The 23,227-nt window shown below is 73.3% G+C and carries 15 protein-coding genes; 11 read left to right on the top strand and 4 right to left on the bottom strand.

Features of this window, described 5'->3' with window-relative positions:
- Nucleotides 1-222: 222 nt before the first annotated feature.
- Together ACQP1V_RS13395 and ACQP1V_RS13390 are read left to right on the top strand one after the other, a co-directional pair.
- Nucleotides 223-3,459, top strand: coding sequence for an SNF2-related protein (locus tag ACQP1V_RS13395; RefSeq protein ID WP_433422577.1), 3,237 nt, complete (start codon nucleotides 223-225; stop codon nucleotides 3,457-3,459).
- Nucleotides 3,456-4,346 (top strand): SWIM zinc finger family protein, encoded by an 891-nt coding sequence (locus ACQP1V_RS13390; protein WP_433422574.1) that lies wholly within the window; start codon nucleotides 3,456-3,458, stop codon nucleotides 4,344-4,346. Before ACQP1V_RS13395 ends, ACQP1V_RS13390 begins: the two co-directional genes overlap by 4 nt.
- A 9-nt stretch (nucleotides 4,347-4,355) precedes the next feature.
- Here the strand turns inward: ACQP1V_RS13390 and ACQP1V_RS13385 are convergent, their stop codons facing one another.
- Both ACQP1V_RS13385 and ACQP1V_RS13380 read right to left on the bottom strand, forming a co-directional pair.
- Nucleotides 4,356-5,285, bottom strand: a complete 930-nt coding sequence (locus tag ACQP1V_RS13385; RefSeq protein ID WP_433422571.1) for a diacylglycerol/lipid kinase family protein — start codon at nucleotides 5,283-5,285, stop codon at nucleotides 4,356-4,358.
- A 91-nt stretch (nucleotides 5,286-5,376) separates the two neighbouring features.
- Nucleotides 5,377-8,094 (bottom strand): immune inhibitor A domain-containing protein, encoded by a 2,718-nt coding sequence (locus ACQP1V_RS13380; RefSeq protein WP_433422568.1) that lies wholly within the window; start codon nucleotides 8,092-8,094, stop codon nucleotides 5,377-5,379.
- Between the two features lie 335 nt (nucleotides 8,095-8,429).
- On the opposite strand from ACQP1V_RS13380, the gene ACQP1V_RS13375 reads away from it, so the two are divergent.
- From ACQP1V_RS13375 to ACQP1V_RS13335, 9 genes are all read left to right on the top strand, one after another.
- A complete protein-coding gene (locus tag ACQP1V_RS13375) occupies nucleotides 8,430-9,779 on the top strand; it encodes an FAD-binding oxidoreductase (protein ID WP_067143707.1) in 1,350 nt (449 codons plus the stop codon).
- An 81-nt stretch (nucleotides 9,780-9,860) separates the two neighbouring features.
- Nucleotides 9,861-11,651 (top strand): serine/threonine protein kinase, encoded by a 1,791-nt coding sequence (locus tag ACQP1V_RS13370; protein WP_433422565.1) that lies wholly within the window; start codon nucleotides 9,861-9,863, stop codon nucleotides 11,649-11,651.
- A 157-nt stretch (nucleotides 11,652-11,808) separates the two neighbouring features.
- Nucleotides 11,809-13,413 (top strand): acyl-CoA carboxylase subunit beta, encoded by a 1,605-nt coding sequence (locus ACQP1V_RS13365; protein ID WP_433422563.1) that lies wholly within the window; start codon nucleotides 11,809-11,811, stop codon nucleotides 13,411-13,413.
- A 7-nt stretch (nucleotides 13,414-13,420) separates the two neighbouring features.
- Nucleotides 13,421-15,409, top strand: a complete 1,989-nt coding sequence (locus tag ACQP1V_RS13360) for an acetyl/propionyl/methylcrotonyl-CoA carboxylase subunit alpha (protein WP_433422560.1) — start codon at nucleotides 13,421-13,423, stop codon at nucleotides 15,407-15,409.
- A complete protein-coding gene (locus tag ACQP1V_RS13355) occupies nucleotides 15,375-16,193 on the top strand; it encodes an enoyl-CoA hydratase/isomerase family protein (RefSeq protein WP_433422557.1) in 819 nt (272 codons plus the stop codon). Before ACQP1V_RS13360 ends, ACQP1V_RS13355 begins: the two co-directional genes overlap by 35 nt.
- Entirely contained in the window at nucleotides 16,190-18,058 is a 1,869-nt protein-coding gene (locus ACQP1V_RS13350; RefSeq protein ID WP_433422555.1) for an acyclic terpene utilization AtuA family protein, read from the top strand. The genes ACQP1V_RS13355 and ACQP1V_RS13350 overlap by 4 nt, the downstream gene beginning before the upstream one ends.
- Nucleotides 18,059-18,126: 68 nt before the next feature.
- Nucleotides 18,127-18,333, top strand: a complete 207-nt coding sequence (locus ACQP1V_RS13345) for a hypothetical protein (RefSeq protein ID WP_067143718.1) — start codon at nucleotides 18,127-18,129, stop codon at nucleotides 18,331-18,333.
- 163 nt (nucleotides 18,334-18,496) lie between these two features.
- A complete protein-coding gene (locus ACQP1V_RS13340; RefSeq protein ID WP_387415186.1) occupies nucleotides 18,497-19,348 on the top strand; it encodes a helix-turn-helix domain-containing protein in 852 nt (283 codons plus the stop codon).
- 159 nt (nucleotides 19,349-19,507) lie between these two features.
- The gene (locus ACQP1V_RS13335; protein WP_387415188.1) at nucleotides 19,508-19,765 is read left to right on the top strand and encodes a hypothetical protein; all 258 of its coding nucleotides are present in this window, start codon (nucleotides 19,508-19,510) and stop codon (nucleotides 19,763-19,765) included.
- Between the two features lie 27 nt (nucleotides 19,766-19,792).
- Here ACQP1V_RS13335 and ACQP1V_RS13330 read toward each other — a convergent pair whose 3' ends face one another.
- Both ACQP1V_RS13330 and ACQP1V_RS13325 read right to left on the bottom strand, forming a co-directional pair.
- On the bottom strand, nucleotides 19,793-21,922 hold the full coding sequence (locus ACQP1V_RS13330; RefSeq protein WP_433422550.1) for a glycosyltransferase family 39 protein: 2,130 nt from the start codon (nucleotides 21,920-21,922) through the stop codon (nucleotides 19,793-19,795).
- Nucleotides 21,919-23,130: a glycosyltransferase gene (locus ACQP1V_RS13325; protein WP_433422547.1), complete on the bottom strand. Its 1,212-nt coding sequence runs from the start codon at nucleotides 23,128-23,130 to the stop codon at nucleotides 21,919-21,921. The genes ACQP1V_RS13330 and ACQP1V_RS13325 overlap by 4 nt, the downstream gene beginning before the upstream one ends.
- Nucleotides 23,131-23,227: the final 97 nt, after the last annotated feature.

The raw sequence follows: 23,227 nt of genomic DNA, 5'->3' as shown, positions 1-23,227 counted from the left end.
GACGACCTTCCGCGCGGCCGTTTCCGAAACTTTCGTCGAAATGGCGAAACTCTCGGATCCGCCGCCGGAGGGCGTCCCTCTCCGAGCCCCCGGAACCGTTCCGGGGGCTCTTTCGTTTCCCGTCGGTCACGGGCGGACAGGTGGCCCGGAGGCTCCCGGCGGACGGGCTCCTCCACCCGGCGCCCGCTGTTAGCGTTGCCCTGTTCGGAAGGGAGTTACCGCGTGCTGGTGATCCACGGCGCCTGGTGCGGCGGCGATTTGGCGATCTGGGCGGAGGACACGCGTGGCGGCCCGGCCACCGCGTCACGGGCCAAGATCCGCCCGCATCCGTTCGCGGCGCCGGCGGCGGCCGTCGCCGCCGACCTGTCGCTGTGGGGGGAGGACCCCGGCGCCGCGGCGGCCAAGGCGGCCGCGGCCGACCTGGTCCTGCTGCTGCCCGGTTCGGCGCGCGGCCCGCTGCCGTCCCCGGAGTCCGGCCTCACGACCGCCGCGCGCCGCCCGTCCATGGCGCTGTGGCGGGTGCCCGCGCTGCGGATCCCCGCGAGTGAGGCGCTCGCCCTGCTTGAGCGGGTGGACGCGCCGGCCCACCTCCCGGCCGCGGCGTACGAGCCGGACGAGGCGGACGAGGCGGGCGAGGCGCCGGCCCTCGGCGGGGCGGGTGGACCGGGCGACGACCTCGGCGGGTCCTCCGAACCGGTGGGATCGACGTCGCGGGTCCCGGTCCCCGGCGCCTCGCTGCGCTACCTCGCCGCGGTCGCCGGATACGCCGCCGATCTCGTCGCGCACGGCCGGGTGCTCCCCCAGCTCGTCGGCGAGGACGGCGGTTACGCGGCGCGCTGGCGTCCCGTGCTGACCGGCCCCTACGCCGCCCGGTTCCGCGAGTTGGCCGCCGCGATGCCGCCCGTCTGCCGGGCCGTGGACGAGGAGCGCCCCTCGGCCCACGTGCTGATCGAGGCGCTGGCCTGCCTCACTGACGCGGTCGTGCGGCGGTCGCTGCCCGACCGGCTGCTGCGCGGCCACCGCCCGGGCCCGCGCAGCCCGCTGGCCGACCGCTGGACGGTGGCGCTCAGCGGGGAGGCGGCGGCGCTGCCCGGCGTGAAGCCCGCCGAGGCGGAGAAGCTGGCCGCGCCGCTGCTGGAGTGGTTCGCCGCCGCGCACCGCCTCGACGGGCCGGTCCGGGTCTGCTTCCGGCTGACCGAGCCCGAGCCCGAGCCGGATCTCGACCCGGACCTCGACGCGGCCGCGTTCGTGCCCGCGGATGTGGTCGCCGCGTACGGCGGGCAGCCCGCGGCCGCCCCGGACGCCCCGGACGGCGGCGTGTGGCGGCTGGAGTTCGCCCTCCAGTCCGCCGAGGACCCCAGCCTCTACCTGACCGCCCGCGACATCTGGGCGGGGGCGGGCGCGCCGGGGTTCCCCGGCCGCCCGGACGAGACGCTGCTCGCCGGGCTCGGCCGGGCCGTACGCCTGTATCCGAAGGTGGACGAGGCGCTGCGCGGCCCGCGCCCGGACGGCCTGGACCTCGACACGGCCGGGGCGTACGCGTTCCTCCGGCACGCCGCACCGCTGCTGCAGGCCGCCGGGTTCGGGGTGCAACTCCCCGCCTGGGCGGGCCGCACCCGGCTCGGGCTGAAGCTCACCGCGCGGACGCGGCAGTCCGGTCCCGGAGCCGTCGTCGGCCAGGGGTTCGGCATGGAGCAGCTCGTGGACTTCCGCGCCGAGCTCGCGATCGGCGACGAGACGATCGACGAGGAGGAGCTGGCCGAGCTGGCCCGGCTCAAGGTCCCCCTGGTACGCGTGCGGGGGCGCTGGGTCGAGCTGGACGACCGGCAGCTGCGGGCCGCGCTGCGCGCGGTCGAGCGCCGCCGGAACGGCGCGGCGACCGTCCACGAGGTGCTCCGGGAGGTGGCCCAGGGCGGCGAGGACGAGCTGCCGCTGGTGGCGGTGGACGCGGACGGCCCGCTCGGCGACCTGCTGTCCGGCGAGGCCGACCGCCGGCTGCGCCCGGTGGCGACCCCGGAGGCCTTCCAGGGCGCGCTGCGGCCGTACCAGGAGCGTGGGCTGGCCTGGCTGTCGTTCATGTCCGCGATCGGCCTCGGCGGCGTCCTCGCCGACGACATGGGCCTGGGCAAGACCGCCCAGACGCTGTCGCTGCTGCTGAGCGAGCGGGAGTCGGGCGCGCGGCCGGCTCCGACGCTGCTGGTCTGCCCGATGTCGCTGCTCGGCAACTGGCAGAAGGAGGCGGCGCGGTTCGCGCCGTCGCTGGACGTCTACCTGCACCACGGCACGGGCCGGGAGCGCGGCGACGAGCTGGCCGAGCGGGTGGGCCGGGCGGACGTCGTGCTCACCACGTACGGCACCGCCCTGCGGGACCAGGAGGCCCTGGCCGGGTTCGACTGGGGCCGGGTCGTCTGCGACGAGGCGCAGGCGATCAAGAACAGCGCGGCCCGGCAGGCGCGGGCGGTGCGGGCCCTGCCCGCGCGGACCCGGCTGGCGCTGACCGGCACGCCGGTGGAGAACCACCTGGCCGAGCTCTGGTCGATCATGGAGTTCTGCAATCCCGGCCTGCTCGGGGCGGCCAAGGAGTTCCGCACCCGCTACCAGGAGCCCATCGAGCGCACGGGCGACGAGGCGGCGACCGCCGCGCTGCGCCGGGCCACCGGGCCGTTCGTGCTGCGCCGCCTCAAGACCGACAAGACCATCATCTCCGACCTGCCGGAGAAGATGGAGATGAAGGTCTGGTGCACCCTCACGCCCGAGCAGGCCACGCTGTACCAGGCGGTCGTCGAGGACATGATGGCCCGCATCGCGGACAGCGAGGGCATCGAGCGGCGCGGCAACGTGCTGGCCGCGATGACCAAGCTCAAGCAGGTCTGCAACCATCCGGCGCACCTGCTGAAGGACGGCTCGCGGCTGCCCGGCCGGTCGGGGAAGCTGGCCCGGCTGGAGGAACTGGCCGAGGAGGTCGTCGCCGAGGGCGACAAGGCCCTGGTCTTCACGCAGTACGCCGAGTTCGGCGCGCTGCTCCAGCCCTACCTGGCCGCCCACCTCGACCGGCCGGTCCTGTGGCTGCACGGGGGCCTGCCGAAGAGCCGCAGGGACGCGCTGGTGGAGCGGTTCCAGAACGACGACGAGCCGATGCTGTTCCTGCTGTCGCTCAAGGCGGCCGGCACCGGCCTGAACCTCACCGCCGCCAACCACGTGATCCACGTGGACCGGTGGTGGAACCCGGCCGTGGAGAACCAGGCCACCGACCGCGCCTTCCGTATCGGGCAGACACGGAACGTGCAGGTCAGGAAGTTCATCTGCGTGGGCACCCTGGAGGAGCGGATCGACGAGATGATCGAGCGCAAGACGGCGCTCGCCGAGCGGGTCGTGGGCGCCGGCGAGGACTGGATCGCCGAGCTGTCCACGGACCGGCTGCGTGAGCTGTTCCAGCTCGGATCGGAGGCCGTGCAGTGATCCGGAAGAAGTCCGGGGGCGGGTCGCGCGGCGACTGGTTCGAGCCCTCCCGCCCGATCAAGGTCGAGGGCGGCCTGCGGGTGCGCAGCAAGCGCGGCTCGATCGGCGAGCAGTGGTGGTCGCGCCGGTTCATCGACATCCTGGAGACGGTCTGCGACCGCGGCCGGCTCTCCCGCGGCCGCTCGTACGCGCGGTCCGGTCAGGTGCTCGACCTGGAGATCGCGCCGGGCCGGGTGCGGTCCCGGGTCCAGGGGTCGCGGCCCACGCCGTACCGGGTCGTCGTCGAGGTCGAGGCGTACGGCGCGGACCGGTGGCGGGACGTGGTCGAGGCGCTGGCCGGGCAGGCGCGGCACCGCGCCGCGCTGCTCGCCGGGGAGATGCCACCCGAGATCGAGGACGTTTTCCGCTCGGTCGGCCTGCCGCTCTTCCCGGACGAGGCCGGGCTGGAGATGTCCTGCTCGTGCCCGGACTGGGGGTTCCCCTGCAAGCACCTGTCGGCGGTGCTGTACGTCCTGGCGGAGTCGTTCGACGACGACCCGTTCCTGGTGCTGGCCTGGCGGGGCATGGCCAGGGACCGTCTGCTGGACGCGTTGCGCGACACGGCTCTGGCGGGGACGGGCGGCGGCGAGGAGCCGTCCCGGCCGGGCCTTTTCGACGTGCCCGACGTGCCGTTCGCCGAGCGGATGGCGGACTTCTACGAGACGCCCGTCTCGCCGGCCCGACTGCGCGACCGCGGCGACCTGCCCGCCTCTCCGTCGGACCTGCTGCTGCGCGCCCTCGACCCGCCGCCGGTCAAGGCGCGGCACATCCCGCTGCTCGACCTGCTGCGGCCCGCGTACCGCGTGCTCGCGGAGGGCGGCCCGGAGGGCGCGGCGGACCGGGACTGACCGCCTGGCTCAGGTGTCGGTGAAGCTCTGGGGCACCATGACGCGCACGCCGTTCGGGATCGTCTTGATCACGAGCGGGGTGCGCAGCCGCACCTCGCCGTCGATGTCGGCGGCCATCGGCGGGTCGGTCTCCAGCAGCATCTCGGTCCCGGACACGAAGGGGCCGCCGGCGAGGCTCTGCCAGCGGCCGGTGGTGGCCCGCATGAGGGTCTCGGCGAGCAGCCTGAGCCGTTTGCCGGAGCCGAGCTGGTACGCGACGAGCCTCCGGTTGTCGATGCTGATGTCCCTGGCGATCTGCCAGCCACCGTGGAAGCGGCCGTTGGCGATGTTGAGCTGGTGGGTGAGCACCTCGTGCCGCCGGCCGTCCACGGTGATGTACGCCCGGAACGGCTGGTGGCGGGGCAGCAGCCGGATCGCGGTCAGCGGGTAGGCGGCGCGGCCGAGGACCCGCTTGACCCAGGGGCGCACGGTCCCGGCGACCTCGACGGACACGCCGAAGCTGGCGAGGTTGGCGAAGGGGCGGTCACCGCAGAGGCCGAGGTCGATGTCGGCGACCTTGCCCTCGGTGAAGACGCGTACGGCGCGGGCGAGGTCGAGCGGCAGGCCGAGGCTGCGCGCGAAGTTGTTGGTGGTGCCGAGCGGCAGGACGCCGAGGGCGACGTCGCGGTGCGCGAGGTGCTTGATCGAGCTGCTCAGGGTGCCGTCGCCGCCGCCCACGACGAGCAGGTCGGGCGCGGCGTCGAGCGCCCGCTCGATCGTCGCCCTGAGCCGGGTGGGGTCGGTCACTTGATGGACGCCGACCAGGTCGAACCGGCCGGTGCGGAGGAGCCGCATGACCTCGGGGTAGTGGCGTCGCCCCCGTCGCGACCGCGTGTTCACCACGACGGCGGCGCGGCGATGCGCATGGATCGCGGCCGTATGGTCCGCTTTGCTCCGCATGATCACATGGTAGGCGGGCCCGGCGGCTGCTGTGCGCCGCCGGGCCCGCCCGTCCGTTTACCGCATCGCGGTCACTTCTTGTTACTTCTTGTTACTTCTTGGGCGTCTTGACCTGGACGACCACGCCGAGGTTGAACGGCATCGGCGTGAGGAGCCTGATCTCCACGCCGAGCTGCTTGTTCTCGTCCCCGGGGTTGCCGGTGCCGAGGATCGCGCCGTTGACGTCGGCGCCGTACAGCTCGGTCGCCGGGGTGCCGTCGGGGTGGACGATCCGGGTGGTGTACGGCTGGTTGTCCTTGGACGGGACCACCGCGGAGCCGTCACGGTGCCGGTAGAAGAGCTGGCCGTTGCGAATCTCGAAGCCGGGGTACCAGCCCTTGGCGTCGGTGAAGGTCGACACGGCGTTCTGCTTCGCGAACGAGGTGCAGTACTCCGTGAACGGCTCGCCCTCGATGCACTCCTTGAACGGGTACGTGCCGGCGAAGTTGAACGACGCGTTGGAGGACTGCGGGCGGGACGGGAGGTTCTTCAGCGTCGACCGGTCCTTGGTCGCCGCCTCGCCCGTACGGCGCAGCGGCTCGAAGTGCGAGTCGACGAGGAGGAGCTGGCCCTTCGGACCCACCGAGGGCAGGTCGAAGCTGTTGTCGGCCACGTTGTTGGCGGCCCGCGAGGTGTCGCGGTACCAGACCAGCAGGCCGGGCGCGTTGTACTTGAGCTTCTCGACCTTCCAGGCCCCGTCGCGCTGCCAGGTCGTGTCGTAGGTGTACTCGAGGCCCTTGTCGAAGCCGTCGAAGTTACGCCACTCGGCGAGGTAGTACTGGGCCGACTGCAGCTCGCCGGTGTGGGTCACCCAGCCGGCGCCGCTGGTGTTGGTGAAGGTGCCGGTGGCGGCGGTCCAGCCGTTGTCGCCGTTCTCGACGTCGTCGCTCCAGACGGACGTGCCGCCGTCGGTGAGCGAGAAGTCGTCGAGGAACCAGCCGGTGTTGACGGACGCCGCGTCCGTGGCGTAGCGGAAGCGGACCTGGACGGACTTGCCCGCGAACGGCGTCAGGTCGGTGTACAGGTGGGTCCAGCCGTCGGTGTCGCCGGTGATCCCGTACTTCTTGTTGCCGTAGTCGCGCAGACGGCCGTTGGGGTCGGCATAGCCGTCGTCGGTGCTGGCGAGGGAGCCGCCCTCCTTGTAGACCTTCTGCTCGGCCCAGGTGGCGCCGCCGTCCGCGGAGACCTCGACGAACCCGAAGTCCCAGTCCTGCTCGATGCTGTACTCGCTCCACCACCAGAACTTCTCGTCGGCGCCGGCCGGGACGTCGACCGTCCTGGTCAACTTCGAGTCGGCCCAGTTCTGGTCGCTGTTGGACCACCAGACCTTGGAGCCGCTGTGCGGGGTGGTCATGACGATGTGCTTGTCCGGCAGGTTGATCCGCAGGCCGTCCTCCATGTTCTTCGGAGTACGGGAGGTCTGGCCGATGGTCAGCGCCTTGGTGCCGTCACCGGGGTTGAGGTTCTTGGGGTTCGCCCAGCCGAGCACCCACTTGTCCCACAGGCCCATGTGCGTGGGCAGCGACTGGAAGATCGGCCCGGCGTGGGAGCCGCTGGCCATGAGGTCCCAGAAGTCCACGTCGGAGTCGCCGCCGCCGGAGGCGTCGTAGAGGTCCGGCAGGCCGAGGTCGTGGCCGTACTCGTGCGCGAAGACGCCGACGCCGGAGTCCTCGGGCTGCACGATGTAGTTGGAGATCTTGACGTTGGTGCCGGGGACGGTGTAACCGCCGGTCACGTCGCTGGAGTGCGCCCAGAGGGCGAAGGTGCCCTCGGCGCCGCCGCCGCCGGACTTGTCCTCACCGGCGTGGATCAGGACCAGGTGGTCGATCACGCCGTCCGGCTCGTCGTAGTTGCCGTCGCCGTTCGCGTCGGAGACGTCTTCCTTGTCGTAGTCGGCCCACGGGAAGTCCGGGTTCTGCGCCGCGAGGGCGTTCACCGCGTCGATCGGGAGCTGGGCGGCGCCGCGCGGGTTGTCCGGGTGGCCGGACATGTCCTGCATGGCCGAGCCGCACTTGCCGGCGCCGTACCACGCCTCGGAGTGCGGCAGCTTGATCCAGCCGACCGCCTCACCGGAGACGGTGTACGCGCCCTTCGACATCTCCTCGTACATGTTCTTCATGGTGGAGCCGGAGATGTCGATGCCCTTCTTGCCGTCCCGAGGGTCGGTCAGGTCGGGGCGGACGCGGGTGGTGATGCCCTCGGAGGAGTAGAGCATCTTGTTGTAGTGGGCGTTGTTGAAGTCCGACACCCACATCGAGTTGTTGTCCTTGCCACCCCCGGCGACGTTGGCCGGATTGGGGATGGTGTTGTGCAGCGGACCGTTCACCTTGGTGCCGGGCGGCTCGGTGACGCAGTCGTCGACGTCGTCGATCGTCTTGGGGTGCGAGAAGCCGGAGAAGTCGTCGTTCGCCTGGTCGTTGAACTCGACGAGCAGGGTGAGCAGCTTGGCGGTCTTGGTGGTCTTCGACTTCTTGTACAGGAAGTCGAAGGGGTTCTGACCGGTCTTGATGGCCCGCTTCTCGTTCTTGGCCAGCTCGCGCGCGGCGACGGGGTTGCCGCTGGCGTACTTGCGGTCGATCTCCTTCGCGAGCGCGGCCGTGCGGGCGGCGCCCTTCGAGGGGACCTGTTCCGGGGTTTCGGTGACGTCGCTCTGCACGCTCGGCGCCGCGTAGTTGATGTAGTGGTCAGCCGCCGAAGGCTGATAGTTGGCCTGGGGGGTGGCCGCACCTGAGGTGGCGAGTCCCGCAGCGGCCAGCCCGAGAGCGGGCACCACCGCAGCGAGACGCCTGAGTCTCCTGGACAACAAGATCCCTTTCCTGCCCGGGTTCGCCGGACGCGTCACGAGGCGCACCGGGATGAGCGCACGCCTGGCCTGGGGGGGTCCCGTGGCGAGGCGCGCCCCGGGAGCCGCAAGCGGAAGATAAAGAGCAAGTAAAGGGGGCGTAAAGGGGCGCAAGGGAAGTTTGTAGAACCGTGATCTCCGCGGAATCGGGCGCCGCCCCACCTGCAGCGGACGCCGTGCGCGCCGTACGCGGCGGCTCGACCGATGTCCCCACCTGCGATTTCTCGCATCAGGTGAGCTTGCTGCGGCGTAAAGTCCTATTTGTGAAAGAGCTCATCGCCGCGCTTCCCGAGGGTCGGGTGCTCACCGATCCCGATGTCACCGAGTCGTACGCCAGGGACCGGACCTTCCTGCGTCCGGGCAAAGCCCTGGGTGTGGTGCTCGCCCAGTCGCGGGACGACGTGGTGACCACGATGCGGTGGGCCACCGAGCACCGGGTGCCGGTCGTGCCGCGCGGGGCGGGCACGGGCCTGGCCGGCGCGGCCACGGCGGCGGACGGCAGCGTCGTCCTGTCGCTGCATCGGATGACGTCGATCCTCGAACTGGCGCCCGACGACGAGATCGCGGTCGTCGAGCCCGGCGTGATCACCGCCGACCTGGACCGCGCGGCCCGCGAGCACGGCCTCATGTACGCGCCCGACCCGTCGTCGTACGAGATCTCGACGATCGGCGGGAACCTCGCGACCAACGCGGGCGGGCTGCGCTGCGTGAAGTACGGCGTGACGCGGGACTCCGCGCTCGGCCTGGAGGTGGTGCTCGCCGACGGGCGGGTGCTGGAGACGGGCCGCCGCACGGTGAAGGGCGTCACCGGTTACGACCTGACCGGGCTGTTCGTCGGCTCGGAGGGGACGCTCGGGGTCATCACGAAGGCGACCGTGCGGCTGCGGCGGGCCCCGGCCGAGGTGGCCACGGTCGCGGCGGAGTTCTCCTCGCTGCGGGACGCGGCGGCGGCCGTCTCGGCGATCATCGCGGCCGGATGCCAGCCGTCGCTGCTCGAACTGATGGACCGCACCACCCTCAAGGCGATCGACGACTGGAAGAACATCGGCCTGGAGCCGGGCACCCAGGCGATGCTGATCGCGCAGTCCGACGCCTCCGACAGCCAGCGGGCCGCCGCCCGGATGGCCGAGTTGTGCGACGCCAACGGCGCGTCCTTCACCGCTTTGTCCGGCTCGCCCGAGGAGGCGGCGGAGCTGGTCGGGGTACGGCGGCTCGCCTACCAGGCCAAGGAGCGCCTCGGGCAGTGCCTGGTCGAGGACGTGTGCGTGCCGCGGTCGGCGCTGCCCGGCATGATCTCGGCGGTGGAGGCGGCGGCGGCGCGGCACGACGTGATGATCGCGACGGTGGCGCACGCGGGCGACGGCAACCTGCACCCGGTGTTCGTCTTCGAGCGCGGACTGGCGGAGCCCCCGCCGCAGGTGTGGGCCGCGGCCGACGAGGTCTTCCGCGAGGCGCTCGCGCTGGGCGGCACGCTGACCGGCGAGCACGGCGTCGGCCTGCTCAAGCGCCGCTGGCTCGCGCTGGAGTCGGGACCGGTGGCCACCGAGGTCCAGCACGGGATCAAGCGGGTCTTCGATCCGCTCAATATTCTCAATCCTGGTAAGGCCATCTAAAGCAATAGAAATCCGCCCCACCTTCTATCACTGGTAGCGTTTTCCTCTCCTGTCACGCTAATTCGGGAAAACGGGGTCAACATGACGCTGGGGGAAGGTGATCCGGAGAAGCTGGGCCCGTACGAGCTCGTGGACCGGCTCGGAGAGGGCGGCCAGGGGGTCGTCTACCTCGGTCGGGGCCCGGCCGGCGAGCAGGTGGCGGTCAAGCTGCTGCACACCCGCTTCTCGGCGGACCCCGAGGCACGGCACCGGTTCCTGCGCGAGGTCGCGCTGGCCCAGCGGGTCGCGCGCTTCTGTACGGCGCCCGTCCTGCACGCCGACCTCGCCGGGAACCAGCCCTACATCGTCAGCGAGTACGTCCCGGGGCCGTCGCTCCGGCAGCTCGTGGACAAGGAGGGGCCGCGCCGGGGGGCCGCGCTCGAACGCCTCGCCATCAGCACGGCGACCGCCCTGGCCGCCATCCACCGGGCCGGGATCACGCACCGCGATTTCAAGCCGGCCAACGTCCTGATGGGGCCCGAGGGCCCGGTCGTGATCGACTTCGGCGTGGCCCGGGCGCTGGACTCGCCGCAGGCGACCGCGACCGGCGCCACCATGGGGACGCCGTCGTACCTCGCGCCCGAGTTGCTCTCGGGCAGCGAGGCGACCGGGGCCGCCGACGTCTTCGCCTGGGGCGTCACCATGGTGTTCGCGGCGACCGGGACGCCGGCGTTCGGCGCCGACTCGATCCCGACGGTGATCAACCGGATCCTGAACGTCGAACCCGACGTCAGCGCGCTCGTGCCGCCGCTGCGCGACCTCGTCTCCGCGTGCCTGTCGAAGGACCCCACCCGGCGGCCCACCGCCGACGACGTGGTCGCCATGCTCACCGGCCGTCCGGGGGCGTACGCGCCGCCCGCGCACACCGGGCCCGCCCACGCGGCGCCCGCGCACCCTGAGCCCTCCCACGCGGCAGCCGCGCCCCCCGCGCCCACCCGCGCGGTGCCCACTCAGCCGGGGCCGTCCCCGGTGCAGGGCCCGGGGCCGCAGGCGGGGCCGGCGGCGCCCACGACCCGGCCCGCCGGGCGGAAGGCGGGGCGGCGACTGCCGATCCTCGCCGGCGCCGGGGGCGTGGTCGCGGTGGCGGCGATCATCGCGGCCACTCTGGTGAACACACAGACCACCACGAACGTGGCCAACGAGGAGCCGAAGGCCGCCGCGGTGGAGACGGGCGATCCCGCGGACGCCACCGTCCCCACCCCGGACATGCCCCGGACCGCGGACCCCTCGCCCTCGCCGTCGCGGTCCCCGCGCTCCCGCCCCGCGCAGAGCCGTACCGCGCCGCCGCCCGTGCCCGCCCGGCGGGAACCGGCGCACACCGCGGCGCCGACCCGCACCGCGCCGCCGAAATCCGCGTCGACGCCACGCCCGTCGGACTCCTCCGTCCTGATCCCGCCGGGCTCGGACCCGGACCCGGAGCCGACCAAGACGACCGCGCCGGCCAAGACCCCGGCGCCGACGAAGGCGCCCGCCCCGACGAAAACGGCCGCGCCGCCGCCTCCGAAGCCGAACCCGTACACGGCGACGGGCGTGTGCGGGGCGGGTTTCAAGGTCATCGACTCCCACGGGTGGGGCGGCAACGCGACGACCTACCTGCTCTACAACGCGTCCACGGGCAACAACTGCGTGATCACCATGTCCAAAAACGTGGTGCCCGGCAAGATCAAAATGGGCGCGGTGCTGCAGGTCAAGGGCGGCGCCTCCGCCAGCGACTGGGGCTCGTACACGACCTACGCGGGCCCGAAAAAGCTCGCCGCGAAGGGCAAGTGCGTCATCTGGGGAGGCGGGTACGGCTCCGCCGCCTGGAACAGCGCCTGGTCCCACTGCGGCTGACGCGGCCGCGCAGGCCCGGCGCCGGCACGGCGGCGGCACGGCGGCGGGCACACGACGACGGCCCGCCGCCGGCACACCCCGGACCGGCCCGGCGTTGACGCGCACGCCGCTCTCCGAGCAGGATCTTGCTCATGGCTGGACACGGTTCGGTGGCGCGATGGCGATCCTGAGCAGTCGCCTGGACGCCGCCGCCCCCGAGTACGACGCGCGCCGCGCGGCCATGCTCGCCCGGCTGGGCGAGCTGGCGGCGGAGCACGCGAAGGCGGTCGCGGGCGGCGGCCCGAAGTATGTGGAGCGGCACCGGGCGCGCGGCAAGCTGCTCGCCCGCGAGCGGATCGAGCTGCTGCTCGACCCCGACTCCCCGTTCCTCGAACTCTCGCCGCTGGCCGCCTGGGGCACTGACTATCCGGTGGGCGCGAGCGTGGTCACCGGCATCGGGGTGATCGAGGGCGTCGAGTGCGTGATCAACGCCAGCGACCCCACGGTGCGCGGCGGCGCGTCCAACCCGTGGACGCTGCGGAAGTCGCTGCGCGCGGCCGAGATCGCTCTGCGCAACCGGCTCCCCCTGGTGAACCTGGTCGAGTCGGGCGGCGCCGACCTCCCGGCGCAGAAGGAGATCTTCATCCCCGGCGGGCAGGTGTTCCGCGACCTGACCCGGCTGTCGGCGGCGGGCGTCCCGACGATCGCGCTGGTCTTCGGCAACTCGACGGCCGGCGGCGCGTACGTGCCGGGCATGAGCGACTACGTCGTCATGGTGAAGGACCGGGCGAAGGTGTTCCTCGGCGGCCCTCCCCTGGTCAAGGTGGCGACCGGCGAGGAGGCCGACGACGAGTCGCTCGGCGGCGCGGACATGCATGCCCGGATCTCCGGGCTGGCCGACTACCTCGCGGTCGACGAGCACGACGCGCTGCGGATCGGCCGCCGGATCGTGGCCCGGCGGGGCCGGCTCAACCGGCGCGAGCCGGGGGCCGCACTCGCCGCCGCGCCGCCGCCCCGCTACGACGAGGACGAGCTGCTGGGGATCGTCCCGGAGGACCTGAAGATCCCGTTCGATCCACGCGAGGTCATCGCGCGGATCGTGGACGGCAGCGACTTCGACGAGTTCAAGCCGCTGTACGGCCCGAGTCTGGTCACCGGCTGGGCCGCCCTGCACGGCCACCCGATCGGGATCCTGGCCAACGCGCGGGGCGTGCTGTTCGGCGCGGAGTCACGCAAGGCCGCGCAGTTCATCCAGCTCGCCGACCAGTCGCGTACGCCGCTGATCTTCCTCCAGAACACGACCGGATACATGGTGGGCCGCGAGTACGAGCAGGACGGCATCATCAAGCACGGCGCGATGATGATCAACGCGGTGTCCAACTCGACGGTCCCGCACATCACGATCGTCATGGGCGCCTCCTACGGCGCGGGTAACTACGGCATGTGCGGCCGGGCGTACGACCCGCGCTTCCTGTTCTCGTGGCCGAGCGCGCGGTCGGCGGTGATGGGGCCCGCGCAGCTCGCGGGCGTGCTGTCCATCGTCGGGCGGGCCGCCGCCGAGGCCAGGGGCCAGGTCTACGACGAGGAGGCGGACGTCGCGATGCGCCAGGCGGTCGAGGCTCAGATCGAGGCCGAGTCGCTGCCGTTCTTCCTCTCCGGCCGGCTGTACGACGACGGCGTGATCGACCCCCGGGACACGCGCACCGTCCTCGGCCTGTGCCTGTCCGCGATCGGCAACGCCCCGGCCGCCGCGCCCGCGGGCTACGGCGTCTTCCGGATGTGAGGGTGCGATGAGGACGATCAACCGGCTGCTGGTCGCCAACCGCGGCGAGATCGCCCGCCGGGTGTTCCGCACCTGCCGCGATCTCGGCGTGGAGACGGTCGCCGTCTTCTCCGACGTCGACGCGGACGCGCCGCACGTCACCGAGGCCGACCAGGCGGTACGGCTCGGCGGCCCCCGGTCGTACCTGGACGCGGACGCGATCGTCGAGGCGGCCCGGACCGCCGGCGCGGACGCCGTCCATCCGGGGTACGGCTTCCTCTCCGAGAACGCCGAGTTCGCCCGGGCCGTGCTCGACGCGGGCCTGATCTGGGTCGGCCCGCCGCCGGAGGCCGTCGCCGCGATGGGCGCCAAGGTCGAGGCGAAGACGTTGCTGGCCGCCGCCGGGGTGCCGGTGCTCCCGACGTACGACCTCGACGACGATGACGCCCGCCCGCCGCTCCCGCTGCTGGTGAAGGCGTCGGCGGGCGGGGGCGGGCGCGGCATGCGGATCGTGCGCGCCGCCGCGGAGCTGCCCGAGGCGGTCGCGTCGGCGCGCCGGGAGGCGCTCGCGGCCTTCGGCGACGGCACGGTCTTCGCCGAGCCGCTGCTGGAGCACGCCCGGCACATCGAGGTGCAGATCCTGGCCGACGCCCACGGCACGGTCTGGGCGCTGGGTGAGCGCGAGTGCTCGGTGCAGCGCCGCCACCAGAAGATCGTCGAGGAGTCGCCCTCCCCCGCCGTCACCCCCGAGCTGCGCCGCGAGCTGTGCGACGCCGCGGTGCGGGCCGCGCAGGCGATCGGCTACGTGGGCGCGGGCACGGTCGAGTTCCTGGTCAAGGACGACGTCGTCGCCTTCCTGGAGATGAACACCCGGCTCCAGGTCGAGCACCCGGTGACCGAGTACGTCTACGGCGTGGACCTGGTCCGGCTCCAGGTGGAGATCGCCGAGGGCGCGCCGCTGCCCGGGCTGCCGCCGAGCCCGGTCGGCCACGCGATCGAGGCCCGTCTCTGCGCCGAGGACCCGGCGAACGGCTGGCGGCCGCAGGCGGGGGTCCTGCACCGCTTCGAGGTGCCCGGCGTGGACGCCGAGTTCCGCGCCGCCGGGACGCTGCGCCTCGACTCGGGCGTGGCCGACGGCGCGACGGTCACCCCGCACTACGACCCGATGCTGGCGAAAGTGATCGCCTACGCGCCCACCCGCGCGGGCGCGGCGCGGCGGCTGGCCACCGCGCTCGCCCGGGCCCGCCTCCACGGGCCGGTGACCAACCGCGACCTGCTCGTCAACGTCCTGCGCCATCCCGCGTTCCTGGCGGGCGAGACCGACACCGGCTTCCTCGACCGGCACGCCGCGGCCGTTTCGGCGCCGCGCGCCGGCGCGGACGCCGTACGGATCTCCGCGCTGGCGGCCGCGCTCGCCGGCGCGGCGGCCAACCGGGCGGCGGCCCGGGTGCTCGGCGAGCTGCCCGGCGGCTGGCGCAACGTCGTCTCCCAGCCCCAGCGGACCGCGTTCGTGCTCCCCGGGGACCCCGGGGAGCGCGTCGAGATCGCCTATCTGATCACCCGGGACGGCCTGTCCGCCGAGGGGTTCGACGGCGTGGAACTCGTCTCGGCGACGCCCGGCGAGGTCGTGCTGTCGATCTCCGGGGTCCGCCGCGCGTTCGCCGTGCACGCCCGCCCCGGCGTGACGTACGTCGACTCCGTTCTCGGGGCGGTGCGGCTGGCGCCGCTGGAGCGGCTGCCCGAGCCGGCGCGACAGGTGGAGCCGGGGTCGTTGCTCGCGCCCATGCCGGGTACGGTCCTTCGCGTCGCCGTCGAACCCGGGGACCGGGTCGCCGCGGGCCAGCCGGTGATCGTCCTTGAGGCGATGAAGATGGAACACCAGATCGTCTCGCCCGGGGCGGGCGTCGTGGCGGCGCTCGACGCCGTCGCCGGCCGCCAGGTCGAGGCGGGAGCCGTACTCGCCGTAATCGAGGAGCACGCCGATGACAACGCCGATGACAACGTTGGTACGCAGTGAGTCCGCCGGGGGCGTGCGCACGCTGACCCTCGACTCCCCGTCCAACCGGAACGCCCTGTCGGTCCGGCTGCTCGGCGAGCTGCGGGAGGCCCTGGACGGCGCGCTGGCCGACCCCGATGTGCGGGTGATCGTGCTGACCGGCGCCGGGCCGGTGTTCTGCTCCGGCGCGGACCTGAAGGAGCAGCGTGCGCAGCGGGAGGGCGAGCCGGGGGCCGCGCCGGTGACCGGGGCGTTCCCCGAGATCCTCTCCCTCATCTGGGACAGCCCCAAGCCGGTGATCTGCCGCCTGAACGGCACCGCGCGGGCGGGCGGCCTCGGCCTGGTGACGGCGTGCGACTTCGCCTTCGCGCCGCTGTCGGCGACGTTCGCGTTCAGCGAGGTGCGGCTCGGCGTCGCACCGGCGATGATCGCGGTCACCTGCCTGCGCCGGATGGAGCCGCGCGCGGCGGCCGAGTACTTCCTCACCGGCGAGGCCTTCTCCGCCGCCAGGGCCGCCGAGGTCGGCCTGCTCACCCGGGCGGTGCCCGAGGACGAGCTGGACGCGACCGTCGCGCGCTACGCCGACATGCTGCTGCGCGGCGGTCCGGAGGCGCTGGCGATCACCAAGCGGCTGGTCCGCGAGGTGCCCGCGATGCCGGTGGACGAGGGGCTGCGCCGGATGGCCGAGCTGTCCGCCGAGCGGTTCACCTCCAAGGAGGGGCAGGAGGGCATCCGCGCCTTCATGGAGAAGCGGCCCGCCGCCTGGATCCCGCCCGCGCCCGCCTCCGGGGACGCGCCGCGATGACCGGGCGGGGGGACGGCGCGGGCGCCGGGCCGCTCCGCGTCGCCAACTGCAGCGGGTTCTACGGGGACCGGCTGTCGGCGGCGCGCGAGATGGTCGAGGGCGGCCCGATCGACGTGCTGACCGGCGACTGGCTGGCCGAGCTGACGATGCTGATCCTCGCCGGGAACCGGCTGAAGGGCCGTCCCGGCTACGCCCGCACGTTCCTCACCCAGATGGAGCAGGTGCTCGGCACCTGCCTGGACCGCGGCATCAAGATCGTCACGAACGCGGGCGGGCTCGACCCGGCCGGGTGCGCGGAGGCGGTGGCCGAGCTCGCCGACCGGCTGGGTCTGTCGGTCACCGTCGGCCACACGCCCGCCGTCGACCCGATCGAGGGCCGGGTCCGCGTCGCCCGCCGCCGGGCGCGGATCGCCCACGTGACGGGGGACGACCTCATGCCCCGGCTGTCGCCGGGCTCCCCCGAACCGATCCCGGCCGCCGCGCTCGTCAACGCCGACACCGGGGAGCCGTTCACCGGCCGTCCGGTCACCGCCAACGCCTACCTCGGCGGGCGGCCGATCGCCGTCGCGCTGGAGCAGGGCGCCGACGTGGTCGTCACCGGGCGGGTCACCGACGCCGCCCTGGTCACCGGCCCCGGCATGTGGTGGTACGGCTGGCGCCCCGGCGACCTGGACGCGCTCGCCGGGTCGGTGGTGGCCGGGCACGTGATCGAGTGCGGCTGCCAGGCGACCGGAGGCAATTACGCCTTCTTCGAGGAGGTGCCGGACCTGGCGCGGTGCGGCTTCCCGATCGCCGAGCTGCACGCGGACGGGTCGAGCGTGATCACAAAGCATCCGGGCACCGGCGGCCTGGTCTCCGTCGGCACGGTCACCGCCCAGCTCCTGTACGAGATCGCCTCCCCGCGCTATCTCGGCCCGGACGTGACGGCCCGCTTCGACACGATCCGGCTGCAGCAGGAGGGCCCGGACCGGGTCCGGATCAGCGGCGTGCGCGGCGAGCCGCCGCCGGACACGCTCAAGGCCGGGATCAACCTGGTCGGCGGCCATCGCAACACCATGACGCTCGTCCTCACCGGGCTCGACATCGAGGCCAAGGCGCGGGTCGCGGAGGAGGCGGTCTTCGCGCGGGTGCCCCGGGAGTCGTTCGAGCGGGTCCACGTCGAGCTGACCCCGCTGCCGGACGGCGACGCGGCGACGGCGCTGCTGCGGATCACCGTGATGGACCCCGACAAGGAGAAGGCCGGACGGCGGTTCTCCTCCGCCGTGGTGGAGACCGGGCTGGCGAGCTACCCGGGGTTCTACGCGCTCACTCCCCCGGGCGACGCCGCGCCGTACGGCGTCTTCTGGCCCGCCCTGGTGGACGCGGGCGAGGTGCCCGCGATGGTGACGGTCGAGGGCAGGCGGATCACCGTGCCGTGCCTCGCCCCCGCGGACGTCCACCGCGGCCGCCACGAGAGCCTGCCGGAGGCCCCGTCCTTCCCCGTCCCGGCTCCGGCCGCTCCCGGCGTCCCCGTACGGCGGGCCCCGCTCGGGCGGGTGGCCGGGGCGCGCTCGGGCGACAAGGGAGGCAACGCGAACCTGGGCGTCTGGGCCACGACCCCCGACGGGTACGCCTGGCTGGCGGCGGAGCTGACCGCCGACCGGCTGAAGGAGCTGCTGCCGGAGACGCGCGACCTCACCGTCGAGCGCTTCGAGCTGCCCAACCTGCTGGCGCTCAACTTCGTCGTCCACGGGCTGCTCGGCCGGGGCGTGGCGGCCAACCCGCTGCTGGACGCGCAGGCCAAGGCGCTCGGCGAGCGGCTGCGCGCGGTCACCGTGCCGATCCCGGAGCGCCTGCTGGCGGACAACCGGAAATTGCCGGAGTGACCCTCCGAAAAACCCAAGAACCTTTACAATTCCCAGCGATTGTTGCCGGTTTCGGGGAAGGATCGCCCATGCGACTGCGCTTTCTCGGCTCGACCTCGGAGGCGGGGGCGTGCCCCTCGCTCTACGAGACCGACCGGGGCACGATCGTCGTGCAGGGGATGGAGCTCGTCGACGCCGACGCGCGGGCGGACCTGCGCCACGTGCTCGACGGCGAGACGGCCGTCGAAGTGCCCAAGGAGCTGCTGGTGGAGATCGCCAGACGCGTGCTCGCCTGATCACGATTAGGCACACCCCTATGGCCGGATCGGCCCGGCGGGTCTACCTTTGAGCGCACCACAGGCGGAGGTAGCACGTGACCGACCGAACCACCCGTACGGCGACCGCCCATCCACGCGCCGGAGGGGGGAGCCCGGCGGCACCGCGCGGGAGGGTCCTCGGGTGAGCGGCTTCCAGCAGGCCCGCGTGGACCTGGGGGCCGAGCTGCGGCGGCTGCGCGAGGCGGCGCACCTGTCGGGCAAGGAGCTGGCCGAGCGCCTCGGCTGGCAGGCGTCCAAGGTCTCCCGGATCGAGAACGCCCGGCAGACCGCCACCGAGGACGACGTGGTCACCTGGGGGCAGGCCGTGGGCGCCGCCCCGGACACCGTGGACGACCTGATCGAACGGGCCCGCGGCCTCGTCGAACGGCACGACTCCTGGCGGCAGCGGCACCGGAGCGGCCTGGCCGCCCTCCAGGAGGACCTGCGTGACCTGGAATGGCGGACCCGGATCATCCGGGCGTTCGAACCCGGCATCGTGATCGGCCTGCTGCAGACCGCCGAGTACGCCAGGAACATCTTCACCCGGGTGCGCCGCCTGTACGAGGCGACCGACGACATCGACGCGGCGATCCGGGTCCGGATGCAGCGCCAGGAGATCCTCTACGACCCCGCCCGCTCGTTCCGGTTCGTCCTGCCGGAGGCGGTGCTGCGCTACCGGTTCGCGCCGCTCGACGTGATGCGCGGCCAGATGGACCGGCTGCTCGCCGTCACCACCCTGCCGAACGTCGAGTTCGGCGTCATCCCGACCGGGGCGCTGCTGCCCACGACCCTGGTGAACCCGTTCTGGATCTACAACGACTCCCTGGTCGGGGTCGCCACCAAGACCAAGGAGATCCTGCTGCGCGACTCCGAGGACATCGCCTTCTACGCCCGCGAGTTCGAGGAGCTCTGCGCGGTGGCCGCGTTCGGGGAGGACGCCCGCCGTCTGATCGTCCAGGTGATCGACGACTACGACCGGCAGCCGCCGAGCTGACCGCGTGAACGGCCGGGCCACACAGTCGCCGCGCCCGCCTGCCGCGGCCGTCCCGTCCCGTCCCGCGCGGCCCGTCGTCGCCGGAAGAATCGGCGCAATTGCTTGTATCCGGCTCCCAACGCGTGCAATCCTTTCCACCTGAACGGGAGGTGAAGCGCGTTGGTCGACACGGTTTCGCGCATCCACGAGTTCGCGTCGGCGGTTCGCACGCACATCGACCTCTCGGTCCGGGTCGTCGGCGACATGCCTCCCCGGGTCCAGGTGCGCAACCGGTTCAGCGAGACCCTCCGCGAGACCGTCACCTGCTCCGAGGACGGCGCCTTCCTCACCTCGTGGGGCTACCGGCTCGGCACCGTCGAGTGCGTCGAGTCCGCCGCCGCCCGGCTCGCCTACCTCCTGGCCGCCCTCCCCGCCTGACGGCTCGTACCTACCCGACGAGCCGCCTCAGTTCAGTCGGTACAGCGATGCCTCCCCGTCGGCGCCCCCGTACTCGGAGGCGGCCACCGGCGTGCCGTTGGCCGTGACCCACGCGGTGACCTCCGAGGACCCGCCGCGCGGCCCCTGCCCGCCCAGCAGGACGTACTTCAGCCGGCCGTCGGCGGCGTACTCCTGGAGTTCGGCGACCGTCATCGCCGGATCGCCTCCGGTGAAGCCGCCCATCGCGATGACCGGCCGGCCGGTGGAGAGGATGAGCGACGAGGCGCTCTGCGCGGAGGCCACCGCGACGAGCCAGGTCGCCCCGCCCTGGTTCCGCTCCAGATAGGCGGTCATCGCCTCGTCGACCCGGCCGCCGGGACCGCCGCCGAACCCCGGGCCGCCGGGGACGCCCGATGCGCTGGGGCCGCCGTACCGGCCTTCGGGACGATCACCTGTCCGCTGTCCCGGGCCCTCCGGGAAACCGCCTCTGAAGCCGCCTCCGGCCCCTCCTCCGGGGCCTCCGGGGCCTCCGGGGAAGCCCGCCCCGCGACCGGTGACGGGACCCGCCGTCGGGTTCGTGCCGTTCACCCGGGACCCCAGCGGCGTCACCGCGTACGCCGCCGGACCGGCGAGCACGGCGAGCACCCCGGCGGTCAGCCCGGCCGCCGCGACGCGGCGCGCGCCGAAGGCCGCCGCCGCGATCCCGAGGACCGCCGCGGCCGTCGTCCCCGCGACCGCCCAGGGCAGCCACGGGACGAACTCCGGCGTACGGCGCAGCACCGCGAAAGACCACACGCCGGTCACGGCGACGGACGCCGCGAGCACGCACCCCCAGACGCGGGAGGCGCGCCGCGCCCGCCACATCAGAACCCCGCCGAGGCCGGTCAGCGCGGCGATCGCGGGCGCCATGGCGGTCGTGTAGTACGGGTGGAACGTGCCCTCCGAGAAGCTGAACACGGCGTAGTGGACGAGCAGCCAGCCGCCCCACAGCAGCAACGCGGCCCGGGGAACGGAGCGCCGGCCCGGCCGCGACCCGGTCACCGTTCCCGCGCCCGGCGCCGGAACGCCCGGGGAGAACCGGCGGGTGGTCAGGACGAGCCCCGCCACCAGCGCGATCACCGCGAACGGGATCAGCCACGAGATCTGCCCGGCCAGGACGTCGTTGAAGAGCCGCCCCGCCCCCGCCTCGCCGCCCCACCCGCCGGGACCACCGAACCCGCCGCGTCCGCCGCCGGACGGGCCGCCCTGGCCGAAGCCGCCGCGCTCGCCGCCGCCGAAGATCCGGCCCAGGCCGTTGTAGCCGATGACGAGGTCCCACACCGTGTTGTCGGTGCTGCCCCCGATGTACGGCCGGCTCCCCTCGGGCCACAGGTCGACGACGACCATCCACCAGGCGCTGGACACCGCCAGCGCGGCCCCGGCCGCGAGCAACCGTCCCACCCGCCGGAGGAACGCCCCCGGCGCCGCGTACAGGTAGGTGAGCGCGAACGCGGGCACCACGAGGTACGCCTGCAGCATCTTGGCGTTGAACGCGAGGCCGACCAGGATCGCCGCGACCACAAGGGCGCGCGTGCGGCCGTCGCGGACCGCCGCCAGGCAGAACCACGCCGCCGCCACCAGGAGCAGCACCAGCACGGTGTCCGGGTTGTTGTCGCGGTCGATGGCGACGGTGATCGGCGTCAGCGTCATCACCAGGGCCGCGACGAGCGCGGCGGCGTGCCCGGCGGCGCCCGCCAGGGAGCGCCGGACCGCGGAGTGGAGCACCGCGACGGACGCGACACCCGCGGCGGCCTGCGGCAGCAGCATGCTCCACGTGCCGAAGCCGAAGATCCGCGCCGACAGGCCCATCACCCACAGGGCGAGCGGCGGCTTGTCGACGGTGATGAACGAGCCCGCGTCCAGCGCGCCGAAGAAGAACGCCGTCCAGCTCCGGGTGCCGGAGTAGACGGCCGCCGCGTAGTACTCGTTGGCGTATCCGTTCGCGCCGAGCGCCCAGGTGTGCAGGACGGCCGCGAGGACGAGCACGGCCCACAGCGCGGGGCGGGCCCAGCGCGGGTCCCCGGGACGGCCGAGCAGGAGCCGGCGCGTCCTGCCGTACCCGTGCGGCGCGGTGACGGCCGGGGCGGCGTGGGGCGCCGCGGTGGGGGACGCGCTCACCGGCCCTCCCTCCGCGGGTTGAACACCCATACCCGCATGAGGAGGAAGCGGGCCAGGGTGGCGGCGCCGTTCGCGACGATCACCCCGGCCAGCTCGGTCCCGCGCGAGGCGCCCGCGGGCAGCAGGGCGAGGATGCCGGTGGTGAGGGCGAGGCCGATCAGGAAGGCGGCCAGTCCCTCGATCTGGTGCCGCAGCGCCCCGGACGTCCCGGTGACCCCGAACGTGAAGCGCCGGTTGGCGGCGGTGTTGGCGATCGCGGTGACCAGCAGCGCGACCGCGTTCGCGGCGACCGCGGGCATGACGCCGCGCAGCAGCCAGAAGATCGCCAAGTGGGCGGCGGTGCTGATCGCCCCGATGATCGCGAAGCTGGGGAGCTGCCGGGCCATCCCGGCGGGCAGCGCGGCGTGCCGTACGCGGGCCGGGACGGGCAGGCGCACCGCGCCGGAGAGCGTCCTGCGCGCGACCCGCCACATACCCCTGAGGTCGTCGGCGGCGGTCCTGACGATGTCCACCCGGCTGTCGGGGTCGTCCACCCAGTCCACCGGCACCTCGTGGATGCGCAGCCCGTGCCGCTCGGCGAGGAGCAGCAGCTCGGTGTCGAAGAACCACTCCTGGTCCTCCACGACCGGCAGCAGCGCCCGCACGATCTCGGTGCGGCCCGCCTTGAACCCGCACTGCGCGTCGGAGAACCCCGCCCCCAGCAGCGAGCGGAGCAACAGGTTGTAGGAGCGGGAGATGAACTCGCGCTTGGGCCCGCGCACCACGTTGGAGCCGGTGGCGAGACGGGTGCCGATGGCGAGGTCGCTGTGCCCGGTCAGCAGCGGGGCCACCAGTGGCAGGAACGCGTCCAGGTCGGTGGACAGGTCCACGTCCATGTAGCTGACGACGTCGGCCTCGCTCTCGGCCCACGCCCGCCGCAGCGCGCGGCCGCGTCCCTTCTCGTCCAGGTGGAGGGCCCGGACACCCGGCAGTTCGCGGGCCAGCTCCGCCGCGATCGCCCAGGTGCCGTCCGTGCTGGCGTTGTCCGCGATCGTGATGCGGAAGCCGTACGGGAAGTCCCGGCTCAGGTAGGCGTGCAGCCTGCGGACGCTCTCGGCCAGCACGCGCTGCTCGTTGTGTACGGGGACCACGACCTCGACGAGGCGGGTCCTTCCCGGAGCCCCGCCGGAGGGCGGGGCCGGAGTCGGGGGAACGGTCGCGATGCTCATGTCGTCCAACGTCGGCAGAGCGAATTGAACCTTGGTGAGCCGCCGATTAAGGATGTCTGAGAAAAGCCCGGGAGCCCCTGATCATGGGCCTCCCGTC

It is taken from the genome of Microtetraspora malaysiensis (genome assembly GCF_050947145.1).
GTDB lineage: Bacteria > Actinomycetota > Actinomycetes > Streptosporangiales > Streptosporangiaceae > Microtetraspora_A > Microtetraspora_A malaysiensis.
Note: the sequence above shows the minus strand (reverse complement) of the source record. Positions and strands in the feature narration are given on the sequence as shown.